Origin of the sequence: Pseudomonas avellanae BPIC 631, assembly GCF_000444135.1 — a bacterium.
GTDB lineage: Bacteria > Pseudomonadota > Gammaproteobacteria > Pseudomonadales > Pseudomonadaceae > Aquipseudomonas > Aquipseudomonas avellanae.
In genome coordinates this window covers 1-14,621 of the sequence record NZ_ATDK01000272.1, presented here as the reverse complement: position 1 = coordinate 14,621, position 14,621 = coordinate 1, and the positions used below count along the sequence as shown (strand labels likewise).

Annotated in this window: 9 protein-coding genes and 1 pseudogene; 7 read left to right on the top strand and 3 right to left on the bottom strand. The window is 60.9% G+C overall.

Annotated elements, in window-relative coordinates; all coding sequences use genetic code 11:
* Nucleotides 1-52 precede the first annotated feature (52 nt).
* Nucleotides 53-2,062, bottom strand: coding sequence for a DNA helicase Rep (gene rep, locus DW49_RS0115945; RefSeq protein ID WP_005738620.1), 2,010 nt, complete (start codon nucleotides 2,060-2,062; stop codon nucleotides 53-55).
* Between the two features lie 205 nt (nucleotides 2,063-2,267).
* On the opposite strand from rep, the gene DW49_RS0115940 reads away from it, so the two are divergent.
* On the top strand, nucleotides 2,268-3,932 hold the full coding sequence (locus tag DW49_RS0115940; RefSeq protein WP_005613394.1) for a putative bifunctional diguanylate cyclase/phosphodiesterase: 1,665 nt from the start codon (nucleotides 2,268-2,270) through the stop codon (nucleotides 3,930-3,932).
* A 23-nt stretch (nucleotides 3,933-3,955) separates the two neighbouring features.
* Here DW49_RS0115940 and DW49_RS0115935 read toward each other — a convergent pair whose 3' ends face one another.
* Nucleotides 3,956-5,329, bottom strand: a complete 1,374-nt coding sequence (locus DW49_RS0115935; protein WP_005613395.1) for a NorM family multidrug efflux MATE transporter — start codon at nucleotides 5,327-5,329, stop codon at nucleotides 3,956-3,958.
* A 156-nt stretch (nucleotides 5,330-5,485) separates the two neighbouring features.
* Here DW49_RS0115935 and DW49_RS0115930 point away from each other — a divergent pair, with 156 nt between their 5' ends.
* The 6 genes and pseudogenes from DW49_RS0115930 to DW49_RS0115910 all read left to right on the top strand — a co-directional run bounded on the left by DW49_RS0115930 (nucleotide 5,486) and on the right by DW49_RS0115910 (nucleotide 13,206).
* A complete protein-coding gene (locus tag DW49_RS0115930) occupies nucleotides 5,486-6,406 on the top strand; it encodes a LysR substrate-binding domain-containing protein (protein ID WP_005613396.1) in 921 nt (306 codons plus the stop codon).
* A gap of 182 nt (nucleotides 6,407-6,588) precedes the next feature.
* Nucleotides 6,589-7,710: pseudogene (locus DW49_RS1000000134270) on the top strand (Cache 3/Cache 2 fusion domain-containing protein); the annotation flags it as partial.
* A complete protein-coding gene (locus DW49_RS1000000134265; protein ID WP_370464032.1) occupies nucleotides 7,705-8,565 on the top strand; it encodes a methyl-accepting chemotaxis protein in 861 nt (286 codons plus the stop codon). The pseudogene DW49_RS1000000134270 and the gene DW49_RS1000000134265, both read left to right, overlap by 6 nt.
* A gap of 264 nt (nucleotides 8,566-8,829) precedes the next feature.
* Entirely contained in the window at nucleotides 8,830-10,482 is a 1,653-nt protein-coding gene (locus DW49_RS0115920; protein WP_024420364.1) for a Na/Pi cotransporter family protein, read from the top strand.
* A gap of 57 nt (nucleotides 10,483-10,539) precedes the next feature.
* A complete protein-coding gene (locus DW49_RS0115915; RefSeq protein ID WP_005613402.1) occupies nucleotides 10,540-11,919 on the top strand; it encodes a M16 family metallopeptidase in 1,380 nt (459 codons plus the stop codon).
* Nucleotides 11,920-12,015: 96 nt separating this feature from the next.
* Entirely contained in the window at nucleotides 12,016-13,206 is a 1,191-nt protein-coding gene (locus tag DW49_RS0115910) for a DUF5924 family protein (RefSeq protein ID WP_005613404.1), read from the top strand.
* A 4-nt stretch (nucleotides 13,207-13,210) separates the two neighbouring features.
* Here the strand turns inward: DW49_RS0115910 and DW49_RS0115905 are convergent, their stop codons facing one another.
* On the bottom strand, nucleotides 13,211-14,452 hold the full coding sequence (locus tag DW49_RS0115905) for a nucleoside recognition domain-containing protein (RefSeq protein WP_024421319.1): 1,242 nt from the start codon (nucleotides 14,450-14,452) through the stop codon (nucleotides 13,211-13,213).
* Nucleotides 14,453-14,621 lie beyond the last annotated feature (169 nt).

Below are 14,621 nucleotides of genomic sequence, written 5' to 3'. Positions count from 1 at the left end.
TCAATTCCTTGGCTGCGCCATTGCGCAATAAATGATCAATTTCGTGTGTCGGCTAGCGTTTCAGCATGGCGCGTATGTCGGCGAGTGCGGTGTTGCCGCGCACCGCTTTAACTTCCGTAGGCGTGTCATCGTTGCCTTCCCAGGCCAGATCGTCCGGGGGCAGCTCGTCCAGAAAACGGCTGGGCGCGCAGTCGATGATTTCGCCGTACTGCTTGCGCTTGGCGGCGAAGGTGAACGCCAGGGTCTGCCGCGCGCGGGTAATGCCCACGTAGGCCAGACGGCGCTCTTCTTCGATGGTGTCGGCTTCGATGCTGGAGCGGTGCGGAAGGATCTCTTCTTCCATGCCCATGATGAACACGTACGGAAACTCCAGGCCCTTGGACGCGTGCAGGGTCATCATCTGTACGCCTTCGGCACCGTCTTCCTCTTCCTGCTGACGCTCGAGCATGTCGCGCAGGACCAGCTTGCCGATGGCCTCCTCAATGGTCATACCGCCTTCTTCGTCCTTCTCCAGCGTGTTTTTCAACGCTTCGATCAGGAACCAGACGTTGCTCATCCGGTAATCGGCCGCCTTTTCGCTGGAGCTGTTCTGGCGCAGCCAGTTCTCGTAATCGATGTCCATGACCATGCTGCGCAGCGCGGCGATCGGGTCGTTCTGTGCGCATTGCTGGCGCACGCCGTCCATCCAGCGCTTGAAACGCTGCAAACGGTCGGTGTAGCGGCTGTCCAGGTGCTCGCCCAGGCCGATTTCTTCGGTGGCGGCGTACATCGACACTTTGCGCTCGGTGGCGTAGTTGCCAAGTTTTTCCAGCGTGGTCGAGCCGATTTCCCGGCGCGGCACGTTGATGACCCGCAGGAAGGCGTTGTCGTCGTCGGGGTTCACCAGCAGGCGGAAGTAGGCCATCAGGTCTTTGACTTCCTGACGCCCAAAGAAGCTGTTGCCGCCCGACAGGCGATACGGCACTTGGTGGTGCTGCAATTTCAGCTCGATCAGCTTGGCTTGATAGTTACCGCGATAGAGGATGGCGAAGTCGCTGTAAGGCCGGTCGGTGCGCAGGTGCAGGGTAAGGATCTCCATCGCCACCCGCTCGGCTTCGGCGTCTTCGTTACGGCAGCGGATCACGCGGATTTCGTCACCATGGCCCATCTCGGACCACAATTGTTTTTCAAAGGCGTGCGGGTTGTTGGAGATCAGCACGTTGGCGCAGCGCAGGATACGGCTGGTGGAGCGGTAGTTCTGCTCCAGCATGACCACTTTCAACGACGGATAGTCGTCCTTGAGCAACATCAGGTTTTCTGGCCGCGCGCCGCGCCAGGCGTAGATCGACTGGTCGTCGTCGCCCACCACGGTGAACTGGTTGCGCGAGCCGATCAGCAGTTTCACCAGCAGGTACTGACTGGCGTTGGTGTCCTGATACTCGTCCACCAGCAGGTAGCGCACCTTGTTCTGCCATTTTTCCAGAACGTCGGGGTGCTCCTGGAACAGCTTGACCGGCACCAGAATCAGGTCATCAAAGTCCACTGCGTTGTACGCCTTGAGCGTGCGCTGGTAGTGGGTGTAGACGATGGCGGCAGTCTGCTCCTTGGGGTTGCGAGCGTTTTCCAGGGCCTCGGCAGGCAGGATCAGGTCGTTTTTCCACGAGCCGATCATGTTCTTGATTTCGTCGACACCGTCGTCGCCCGAGTACTCTTTTTGCATAATGTCGGTCATCAAGGCCTTGACGTCGGTCTCGTCAAAGATCGAAAACCCCGGCTTGTAGCCCAGCCGCGTGTGTTCCTTGCGGATGATGTTCAGGCCCAGATTGTGGAAGGTCGAGACCGTCAGGCCACGCCCTTCACCGCCCTTGAGCAGCGTGCCGACGCGCTCTTTCATCTCGCGCGCGGCCTTGTTGGTGAAGGTCATGGCGACGATGTATTGAGCGCGGATGCCGCAGTTCTGGATCAGGTGGGCAATTTTGCGGGTGATCACACTGGTCTTGCCGGAACCGGCACCGGCGAGCACCAAAAGAGGGCCGCCGACGTAGTTCACGGCTTCCTGCTGCCGGGGATTGAGTCGGGACATGGCGGTATGAAGAGTCGTCTGTAAAAAAGGTCGGGCATTTTAACAGGCCCACGCGTTTGTGCAGCGATCATCGTAGGCAGTCAGTGGCGGCTATCTAATTTTTCTGGTTTTGTTACATTTGCGCCGCGACGCGACGATACGTGTATCTGTCGCGCTCCCTGAAGAGTGCGGCCACCGATTTTTCCTTTGTACTTAGGAAGTTAGATTGCCTACACCTGTCGAACCCCTGCGATTGCTTTTATTGGCACACGAGCCTTTCTGGCAGGCGCTTCTGAACGGTTGCGCCGCCGCACCGGGCGGCAATGTGATACTGCTGCATGGCGCGAACTGGGATGTTTTCAGTGCCCGGTACGGCAGCGAGCGCAATACCGTGCTGCTGACCACGCCCGACCTGCTGCCCAAAACCGGAACCTGCCTGCTGCCGACCGTGGTGTTGCTGGAAGAGGAACCGCTGGTCGGACCGAGCGGTGTCAGCGACTGGCTGGTGCGTGACACGTTGACCGGCGATGTCCTGCGCCGCTGCCTGCGTTACGTTCATGAGCGCAGCCGCCTGGAAGACACCTTGCGACGTCTGGCCGGTCAGGATCCGTTGACCGGCATCGCCAACCGTCAGGGTTTTCAGGCGCTGCTGGCCAGTCGTCTGGCAGAGGGCGGCAGCCTGGCGCTGGGGCATCTGGACCTGGACAACTTCCGCCACGCCAACGATTCGCTCGGGCATCAGGCCGGCGACCGGCTGATTCTGCAAGTGGTAGCGCGCCTGAAAAACCAGCTCGATGCCGGCGACCAGATCGCCCGTCTGGGCGGTGATGAATTTGCCCTGCTGATTGATACACGAACCGCCCCCGCACGCGCCCTGCAACTGGCCGAACGTATCACCGACGTGCTGGCCGAGCCTTACTGGGTGGATGGCGAAAGCCTGCTGCTCGGCTGCAGCCTGGGCATTGCGCACTCACCAACCCGCCCCGAAGCCGACCCGCTGATGTGGCACGCGCATATCGCCATGCGCCAGGCCAAAAGCATGCAGGGCTGCACCTTCCACCTGTTCGACGAGCGCATCAATCGCAATGCGCGCAGCCTCGCCGACCTGGAAGGTGAGCTGCGACGGGCCTTGCGCCGCGACGAGATGGAGCTGCATTACCAGCCGCGGCTGTGCCTGGACACGGGCCGTATTGTCGGCCTCGAAGCGCTGGTGCGCTGGCGTCATCAAGAACGCGGGCTGTTGCCACCCAGTGAGTTCGTGCCACTGGCCGAGCAAAGCGGCCTGATCGTGCCACTCGGCTACTGGGTCATCTTCCGGGCCTTGAAAGACATGCAGGCCCTGCGCGAGCAAGGCCTGGCGCCGCTGCACATGGCGATCAACCTGTCGTTCCGGCAGTTTCAGGACAGTCAGCTGTTGCCGACGCTCAATCGCCTGATCGAAGAGCACAACGTCGACGCGCACTGGCTGGAGTTCGAACTGACCGAAACAGCGGTGATGCGCCGCAGCGACCAGGTCAGACAGACCATGGAAGCGTTGGGCCGGCTGGGCGTGCGGTTTTCACTGGATGACTTCGGCACGGGCTATTCGTCGTTCATGCACCTCAACAGCCTGCCCATTGCGCTGCTCAAGGTCGACATGGGCTTTGTCGAGCAGATGGAAGCACGCGAAGAGAACCGCAAGCTGGTCAACGCCATGATCACGCTGGCGCACAACCTCAATCTGGAAGTGGTCGCCGAAGGCGTCGAGACCACCGGGCAGCTGGAGCTGTTACGCAGTTTCGGCTGCAATCAGGTGCAGGGCTACCTGATCAGCAGGCCGCTGCCGATGGAGCAACTACTGACGTACCTGCGCCTGGAAGCCAGTCAGGCCGATGCTTCTCAGTCTGGCTGAGACAGTGCGCTGGCTTAGCCAGGCTAAGCCGCGCCGACGGCTTCCTTGCGCAACAGGCGGGCGGTCTTCCATTCAAACGCGTATGTCAGCGCCACGGCCGAGCAGAACAGGCCCAGCGCCAACCCCCACCAGACACCCGACGCACCGCCGTCAGCATAAAAACCCAGCAGCCATGCGGCAGGCGCGGCGATCAGCCAATAGCAGCCGAGCCCGATCAGGAATGTGGTGCGGGCATCCTTGAGCCCGCGAATCGCGCCCATGGCGATGGTCTGGGTGCCGTCGAAAAACTCGAACCAGGCTGCAATGGCCAGCAGTTTTGCGGCCAGCACGACAATCTCGGCAAACGCCGGGTCATCAAGGTCCAGAAACAGGCCGATGACCCAATGCGGGGCCAGCCAGAAAAAAATGCCGAACAGCAGCATCACGCTGCCGCCAAAACCGATGCCCAGACGGCCTGCCGTGCGCGCCATCAGTATGTTGCCGGCACCGTAGTGCTGGCCGATACGCATGGTCACTGCGTAGGAAATGCCCACCGGAATCATGAACGCCATGGACACCGTCTGCAGGGCGATCTGGTGCGCGGCCATCTGCGTGCTGCCCATTGCGCCCATGCAGAACGCCGCAAAGGTGAACAGACCGACCTCGACCGCGTAAGTCCCGCCAATCGGCAGGCCAAGACGCCACAGCTCTTTCAGGTGACTGCGCGAGAGTTTCGACAGCCCCTTGCTGATCCGATACGCCGCGTAGGCGGGGTGCCTTTTGATGTGCCAGGCGAGCGCCAGCGCCATGCAGTTGGTCACAATGGCGGTGACCAGCCCGATCCCCATCAGCCCCAGATTGGGCAGCCCGAGCCACTGATTGATCATCGCGTAATTAAGCACAAAGTTGGCGACAGCCCCAGCCACGCTGATAGTCATCACCGGTCCTGCGCGGCCGAGCGCGCTGGTAAAGCCGCGCAGCGCCATGAAGCTGAGCAGGCCGGGCAGCGCGAAGGGCAGGGTGATCAGAAATTGAGCAGCCATGTGCACGTTGGCTTCGGCCTGCCCTAACTGCAACAGGAACGGCTCGAGATTCCACAGCAGCAGGGCAGCGATCAACGCCATCCCCCACGCCAGCCACAGGCCCGCCTGCGTCAGGCGGGTTACCCCTTCGCTGTCGCCTGCGCCATGCCGAATCGACACCAGCGTACCGACGGCCGCCATCACGCCCACACAGAAGAACGAGATGAAGCTGTATGTGGCAGCGCCCAGACCGCCGCCCGCCAGCGCTTCGGGGCCAATCTTGCCCATCATCACCGTGTCGGTGAAGACCATCAGCATGTGCGCCATCTGTGAGGCGATCAGCGGCCCGGCCAGGCGCAGGATGATCCAGAGTTCTTTTAGGGCGGGCTGCTGCATGTCGGCGGTGCTCTACGGCGGGAGTTCGGATGAGCGCCTATTCTGGGCGTCTGGACGTCGAAGCACAAAACGATAAACCTGATGCTCTGCATGAGTAAAACTCATCTGAACCAATTTGCAGTAAAGTGGCTGCTCATCGCCAGCAGGAAGCTCCGCATGCCTCGTAATCTGCCCCCTCTTTACGCACTAAGGGCGTTTGAAGCCGCCGCACGACACACATCGTTCACGCGGGCGGCTGAAGAACTATCGATTACCCAGAGTGCAGTAAGCCGTCATATCCGCACGCTGGAAGAGCACTTTGCCTGCCGTTTGTTTCAGCGTAACGGGCGCAACTTGCAACTGACCGAGTCGGCACGCACCTTGTTGCCCGGCGTACGCGACGGTTTTCTGGCTCTGGAGCGAGCGTGCAGCACGCTGCAGACCGACGAGGGCATCCTGCGCATGAAAGCGCCATCGACCCTGACCATGCGCTGGCTGCTGGCGCGGCTCAGCCGCTTTCGTCATCTGCAAGTCGGTAACGAGGTGCAACTGACCAGCGCCTGGATGGACATTGATGCCGTGGACTTTACCCGGGAGCCTTTCGACTGCGCGATTCTGCTCAGCCAAGGGCATTTCCCCTCGGACTGGGAAGCCACGCTGCTGTTTCCGGAGTTGTTGATTCCGGTGGGCGCACCGACGTTGTTGCAGGACCCGCCATGGGACGTAGAGCGGCTGGCCAAGGCCGAGTTGCTGCACCCCACACCTGATCGGCGTGACTGGCGCACCTGGCTCAACCGCATGGGTCTGGCAGACCAGGTCTCGCTCAAGGGCGGGCAGGTTTTCGACACGCTTGAACTGGGGATGATTGCGGCAGCGCGTGGTTATGGCGTGTCGATGGGCGATCTGCTGATGGTTGCCGAGGATGTGGCGCAGTCGCGCTTGAGCCTGCCGTGGCGCACGGCGGTGTTCAGTGGCGAGAACTATTACCTGGTGTGGCCACGCACAAGGCCCGGCGCAGAGCGGTTGCGGCGGCTGAGCGATTTTCTTCAGGCAGAAGTGAAAGCAATGGAGTTGCCGTTAGCTGAAATACTGCATTAAAAACTTGTTTAGTATTGAACTGCTATCATTTGTTAATGTCCCGCCTCGCGCTCAAGCAACGATCTTACTGGCCGAAGCACTGCTTAACGACCGCCCATCCGGCGGCTTGAAAACTTTAACTAAAATCAGCTGAATGGTGAGCCACGGATCCGGCGACTCCAATCATTTGGCGTGGAGTCTCTATGTCCAAGCCCCGTACCCGAATTGCCTCGCAACTCGGTATTGCTCTGGCGGTGATCCTGGCAGTTGTCATCAGTGGCAGTACGCTGTTCGCTCTGAGGTCTCTGGACGCGTCCAACCTGGTCATTCGCGAAGAACACATGTCGAGCGAAGCCCGGTTGCTGGCCGATCAGCTCAGCACCTTTCACAGCACACTGCGCGACAGCACCCAGCGCCTGAGCGGCTTGTTCGAGAAGCGCTTCGCCGGTGGCCTGAGCCTGCAGCCCGACAAGCCGGTCACGGTCGCGGGCACTCAGACCCCGGGCCTGTATCTACGCGATACCGCCCTGAACAACGACTTTGCCGAAGTCGACGAATTCCGCTCGATGACCGCAGGCGTCGCGACGATTTTCGTGCGCAGCGGCGACGACTTCATTCGGATCAGCACCTCGTTGAGCAAACAGGATGGCACCCGCGCCATCGGCACCGTGCTGGATCGCAAGGGCACGGCCTACGAGCGTTTGATGGCCGGTCAGAGCTATGTAGGCAAAGCGGTGCTGTTCGATCGCTACTACATGACGCAATACAGCCCGGTTCGCGACAGCAGCGGCAAAATCATTGCCGCGCTGTTTGTAGGATTCGATTACACCGATGCACAGAAAACCCAGTTTGATAACCTGAAGAGCTTCCGCATCGGCTCTACCGGCTCGCTGGCACTGCTTGATGAGAAAGGTACCTGGCTGGTTCCGCCTGCGGGCGTCAAATCCCTCGACGGTGCCGCGAAGGCAGTCGCTGACCTTGCGAGCAAACCGGGCAAGGCACAGTTCTGGAATGAAGGCGGCGATGACTTCTACAGCGTCGGCCAGCCTTTCGCCGGCGGCCCCTGGACAGTCATTGCCAACATGCCGCGCGATGAAATAAGCGAAGTGACATGGAATGTGGGCACCAAGTTGGCCATCGGCAGCTTGCTGGCCATGCTGATTGCTGTCATCAGCGCTATCTGGTTGCTGCGCAGCAAACTGCGTCCGTTGTCGGAACTGGTCCGCCAGGCCGATGCACTGGGCGCGGGCGATCTGAGCGTGCGCCTCAATGTGACCAGCAATGACGAGATCGGCCAGCTGTCCGGCAGCTTCAACAAGATGAGCGAAGCACTGTCCTCCATGGTGTCGCATATTCGTACTGCCGCGCAGGAAGTCAGCAGCCGTGCCCACGCACTGTCCGGCTTGTCTGGCGGCGCTTACGAGGGCATGGAGCAACAGTCCGGCGAGATCACCAGCATGGCCGGCGCCGTTGAGGAATTCAGCGCCACTTCGATGAACATCGCCGACAACATGGGCAACACCGAGCGCCTGGCGCAGGAAAATGCCCAGCAGACCCGCATCGGTCGCACCTCGATGGACGAGGCGTCTTCATCGCTGCAACAGATCGCAACGTCCTTGAGCAGCACCGCCACGGTCATCGACACACTGGGTCAGCGCTCGCAGGAAATCGGCAGCATTGTGGGGGTGATCACCTCGATTGCCGACCAGACCAATCTGCTGGCCCTCAACGCCGCCATCGAGGCCGCCCGTGCCGGTGAACAAGGCCGCGGCTTTGCCGTGGTGGCTGACGAAGTGCGCAGCCTGGCGTCTCGTACTCGCGAGGCGACCGACGAGATTTCCGGCATGATCGCCAGCATCCAGCAGGAAACCGGCAACGCGATCAGCACCATGCAGCAGGGCAACACGCTGATGCAGGAAGGCCTGTCGCTCAACGCCAAAGTCGCCTCGGCACTGGCCCAGATCGACGAACAAAGCCGCTCGGCCGGCCACCAGTTCGCAGCCATCACCACCGCAACCCAGGAACAAAGCAGCACTGCAACGATGCTCAGCAGCAACCTGCAAAGCATCGCCATGGCCAACAGCGAACAACGCCAGGTCATGTCCAACCTCGCCATCACCGCTCAGGAGCTCAATGGCCTGGCGACTGAACTGCGTAATGAGGTTGACCGGTTTCGTTGAGGGCCGCCGGAGCGTGAGGAGCGATAATCTAAACTATCGTGCGGCGCGGCGCAGTCTTGTGACGCATAGCGCTCAAACGTACGCGTAATAATCAGCCAACGATTTATGACACTTTTATTTCAATGACCCCAACCCTGTGCGATGCTGGCGTCAAGGCCAAAGGCCGACTAAAAGCTTAGTAGAGCATTACAGCCTTTCCCGCTCGCTACATGCTGCATCTTTCAATTCATCGCCTGAATGGGCAAACCTCAGGGGGCTTTCAGCATGCTGACCCTGCTCGATTTGCTATCTGCCGTCGCCCTGCTGATCTGGGGCACGCATATCGTGCGTACTGGCATCCTTCGTGTTTACGGGGCACAACTGCGCCGTTTGCTCAGCCAGAACATGTCCAAACGACCACTGGCTTTCATCGCCGGCATTCTGGTGACCGCCATGGTGCAGAGCAGTAATGCCACGGCCATGCTGGTGACATCCTTTGTGGGCCAGGGGCTGATGACGCTGACGCCTGCGCTGGTGATCATGCTCGGTGCCGATGTCGGCACAGCCTTGATGTCCCGTGTACTGACGTTCGACCTGTCATGGCTGTCGCCGCTGCTGATTTTTCTCGGTGTGGTGTTCTTTCTGTCACGCAAGCAGACCCGCGCCGGTCAGTTGGGCCGGGTCGGTATCGGCCTGGGGCTGATCGTGCTGGCGCTGCAATTGATCGTCGCCGCTGCCGCGCCGATCACTCAGGCGGCCGGGGTCAAGGTGCTGTTTGCCTCGCTGACGGGTGACCTGCTGCTGGATGCGCTGGTGGGCGCGATGTTCGCGTTGATCTCCTACTCCAGCCTCGCGGCGGTGTTGCTGACGGCTACCCTGGCAGGTACGGAAGTCATTGGCCTGCCGGTAGCGATCGGCCTGGTGATCGGCGCCAACATCGGCAGCGGCCTGCTGGCGTTTCTCAGCACCAGCATGCAGAACGTTGCTGGCCGGCAGGTTGCCCTCGGCAGCCTGCTGTACAAACTGTTCGGCCTGCTGCTGATCATTCCGGTGCTCGACCCGCTGGTTGCCTGGATCGACACGCTGGGCTTTCGTCCGCAAGAGTTGGTGATCGGCTTTCACCTGATCTACAACACGGTGCGCTGCCTGATCATGCTGCCCACGGTCGGCCCGATGGCGCGGCTGTGCGCAGGCTTGCTGCCACAGCAAAACGAGGTTGGCGGGCTGGCCAAGCCTCGGCATCTGGACCTGACCGCGCTGGCGACACCCAGCCTCGCACTGGCCAACGCCGTGCGCGAAACGCTGCGCATGGGCGACCTGATCGAGAGCATGCTCAGTTCGATGCTGGCCGTGCTGCGCGGTACGCAAACGGCGGTCACTCAGGAAGTACGGCGTCTGAACGATGACGTCGAAGCACTGTACAGCGCGATCAAACTGTACCTGGCGCAAATGCCACGGGAAGACCTCGGCGAGCACGACAACCGGCGCTGGGCTGAAATCATCGAGCTGACCATCAACCTGGAACTGGCCAGCGGCCTGATCGAGCGCATGTTGCGCAAGATCCAGCAGCAGAAAACGTCGCATCGTCGCTCATTCTCAGAGGTCGGGCTTGAAGAGCTTGCCGATCTGCAGGTTCAGTTACAGTCGAATCTGCGCTTGGGCCTTTCAGTATTTCTCAGCGGCGACGAAGAAAGCGCGCGGCAATTGCTGCGTGAGAAGCGCCGGTTCAGGGCGCAGGAGCGTCGCCTGGCGCACGCGCATGTCAGCCGTCTGCGACAAAAAGTCGTGCAGAGTATCGAGACCAGTTCGCTGCACCTGGAGCTGATTGCCGACATGAAGCGCCTCAACTCGCTGTTTTGCAGCAGTGCCTACGTGGTGCTGGAAACGTCCGACACCGGGGCCTTGTCGAGTGAGGGCCAGCCCGAACGATCACTGTGAACGTAAGGGCAGGTATGAAGTCTTTTAAACATACCGGCCCGCCAGGAAAGCTGTTTTATGCGTTGCCTGCTGTTCGCTTGTCTGCTTTTCGGTTCACTCCCCTCGTTTGCCCTTGACCGCCTTCAGGTCGAGGGCTACCTGCTGCCCAACGGTTTGCAGGTCTTGCTCAAACCTGGCTATGAAAAGGGTCACGTCGCCATTCGCCTGGTGGTGGGGATCGGCTTTGACGATTTCCCCTGTCAGGACAAGGAGCTGCCGCACCTGCTGGAACATCTGCTGTTCAGCGGTATTGATGACAGCGGCGAAGGCGGGCTGGAGGAGCGCATGCAGGCGCTGGGCGGCGAGTGGAATGCCTTCACCAGCAACGCCGATACCACGTTTGTGATCGAAGCGCCTGCGCGCAATCAACGCAAGGTGCTGGACCTGTTGCTGGAAATCATGACCCGCACAGAGCTCAGTCAGGCGCGTCTGGACGGCGTCAAACGCGTGGTCGAGCGCGAAGACGGCGGGCATTTTTCACACTTGCAGCGCCTGCTGGACCGCCGAGACTCAGGCCGCAGCGCCATCAGCCAACTGGCGGTGGAGATGGGGCTCAAGTGCGCCGAGCGTCCCGAGGTGGACGGCATCAAGCTTGAGCACATCGAAGACGTATTCGCCAACTGGTATGCGCCCAACAACATGACGCTGATCGTGGTCGGCGATCTGGACAAGCTCCTGCCGGCCTATCTGGAGCGCACCTACGGCAAACTCGCACCTACCGACCCGATTGATCACCCACCGTTGGCACCAGGCAGCGGCTCGGCACAAGCGCGACAAGAGTTGCAGCGCGGCGGGCTGGGCGAGAGCGCCAAGCTGCACCTGATCTACCCCGAGCCACAGCTTGACGACCAGCACGACGAAACATGGGACTTGGTCAAGGCTTACCTGGACTCGGCGCTCTACACCGAACTGCGCCTGAAACGCAGCCTGTCCTATGGGCCGTCTGCCGAGCGCGAAGTGTTCGGCGATGTGGGGTTTCTGAGCCTCAATGCCGACGTCGAACGCAATGATGCCGATGAAGCCGAGCGGGATATTCGGGCACTGGTTGAGCGCCTGCAAAAAGACGGTATGCAGCCCGCCACGTTTGCGCGGCTGCAGCAGCTCGCCATCGACCGGCAATCGTGGGCCACGCAAGGCAATAGTGCGCTGGCCGACTATTATTGGAGCGCGCTCAACGATTACGAAAAGGGCCGTTTCGAGGATCCGGCCAAGCGCATCAAGGCGGTCAAGCTGGAAACCGCCAACCAGGCCATGCGCCAGTTACTCGCACAGCCAGGCTATATGCGCATCGAAAAACCGCTGTTCAGCTATGACGGCCTGTACTGGTTGGTAGGTGGCGTGCTGGGCCTGATCGTGCTGCTGGCCGTGTGGCGCTGGCGGGCACGGGGCAAAAAATAGAATTCTGACGCCGACCTGCACCCTTGGTGCGTGCCGCGCGCAGCGTTTGTTAAGCTGCGCGTTTTTTGTATGCTTCAAACCGAGTGAACAACTGAAATGCGTGATCTGAACCGCTTTGTGACACCCGTGCTCGACTTGATGCAGCGCTACCCGGGGCTCATTGCGGCGTTCGGTTTCGTGTCCGGTATCGCCAGCTTCATTCTGGTCGACCGCCAGGAAGGGCTGGCGACCTGGATCGCCGTGGTGATGCTGATCAGTTGGCTGTGGCTGATGGTCGAAAACACCATGGTCGGGTTGCTCAACAAGGCATTGGGCCGCGAGATTCCGCAAGGCCTGCTGCGCTACGGCACGCAGATGATCCACCAGGAAAGCCTGTTTTTTGTGCTGCCGTTCTTTTTCATCACCACCACCTGGAACAGCGGTCAGGCGGTGTTCACGGCGGCACTCGGGGCGGCCGGGCTGATCTCGATCATCGACCCTTTGTACTACAAATGGCTGGCACCCAAACGCTGGCTGTTCATGACGCTGCACACGCTGACCCTGTTCGCTGCACTGCTTACCGCGCTACCGATCATTCTGCACCTGACCACCGCCGAGAGTTACAAACTGGCGCTGGGCGTGGCGATGCTGTTGTCGGTCCCCAGCCTGATGTCGACCTTCGCACTGAATACCTGGCGTAATGCGCTGACGGTGATCACGATGATTCTGGCCATTGGCGCTGCGGGCTGGCTGCTGCGTTCGTGGGTACCACCGGCGACTCTTTGGCTGACCGAAGTGGCCGTCAGCCCGGATTTCGATAACAAGAACCGGACGCCGGGCGACAGCATCTCGCTGATCAGCGTCAAACAGCTGCGCAATGGCGGTTTGTACGCCTACACCGCTATCAACGCGCCACGCGGCCTGGACGAGCGCATCTACCATGTCTGGTGGCACGAAGGTAAGGAGATGGACCGCATTGCCCTGGATATCCACGGTGGGCGCAAGGAAGGCTATCGCGCCTGGACCCGCAAGCAGAATTTCCCGGAGGACGTGACAGGGCGCTGGCAGGTGCGGGTGTTGACCGAGGACGGTCAGATGATCGGCGTACTGCGCTTCGTGGTGACCGACAACGATCAACCGGCCGTCAAGCGACCGACCGGGCGGATCATCAAACTCAAGCCGGGTGGCGACTCGAGCGACGAGGCTGCGCCTGAATCGGCACCGGCACAACCTGAGGCAAGCCAGCCGAAGCCAGAGGCTCCGGCGCCTGCTCCGGCTGAGTCAGCGCCCGCAACGCCGGCTCAGTGACGCCTCAGGTGGCGGTGGCACCAAAGAACCAGTAGCAGACGAAGATTGCCGCAACCACGCCGGAAAACTCCGCCAGCAACGCACAGCCCACTGCGTGTCGGGCGCGCTGGATGCCCACGGCACCGAAGTACACCGCCAGCACGTAGAACGTGGTTTCGGTACTGCCCTGAATCGTCGCGGCCGCCAGTGCGGCGAAGCTGTCCACGCCCTGAGTCTGCATGGTTTCGATCAGCAGCGCCCGGGCCGCGCTGCCAGAGAATGGTTTGACCATCGCGGTCGGCAGCGCATCGACGAAGCGTGTGTCCAGCCCCAGCCACTCCACCACATGCCGAATGCCTTCCAGACCGAAGTCCAGTGCGCCGGATGCGCGCAGCACGCCGACCGCGCAGAGCATGGCGACCAGATAAGGCAGCAGGCTCTTGGCGACATCGAAGCCTTCTTTCGCGCCTTCAACGAACGCTTCGTAGACCAGCACTTTGCGCAACGTGCCTATCATCAGAAACATCATGATCAGGCCGAACAGCGTGAGGTTGCCAAGAATCGACGACAGGCCCGCCAGTGCTGTGGCCGACAGTGTGCCGAGAAAGGCCATGAACGCACCGAGCAGCAGTGCGCCGGGGATCAGGTAGGCGAGCACCACCGGGTCCCAAAGGCGCAGGCGCTGCATGAATGCCACCGACAACAGGCCGACAAACGTCGAGACGCTGGTGGCCAGCAGGATAGGCAGAAACACCAGGGTTGGATCGGGAGCACCTTGCTGGGCGCGGTACATGAAGATTGTCACCGGCAGCAGGGTCAGGGATGAAGCGTTGAGCACCAGAAACAGGATCTGCGCGTTACTGGCGGCGGTCTTGCTCGGATTGAGCTCCTGCAACGAGCGCATGGCCTTCAGGCCGATAGGCGTGGCCGCGTTATCGAGCCCCAGAGCGTTGGCAGCAAAGTTGAGGGTGATCAGGCCCAGCGCAGGGTGGCCTGGCGGGACTTCCGGCATCAGACGCAGAAACAGCGGCCCGAGCACCTTGGCCAGCCAGTCGACGATCCCGGCCTTCTCTGCAATGCGCAAAAAGCCCAGCCACAGCGTCAGGGTGCCGAACAACAGCACCATGACTTCGACCGAGAGCTTGGCCATGGCGAAGATGCTTTCGACCATCGCCGCAAAAATCCCCGCATTGCCGCCCACCAGCCACTGCACCAGCGCAGAAATCGTCGCCACGACAAAAAAAACAAGCCACAGGCCATTGAGCATCGGATAAGTCCTTCACAAGATGCGGCGATGATAACGGCGGGGTGCGCTGGAGGGAAATCGGCTGACGCCGCGCAGCGCAATCAAGACCGGACGCAGAGCGTCCAGAACGGCATGCGACGCGGAGCGTCGCACGATCATTGAAAAATTTCGGCACGACAGTTGGGATTAT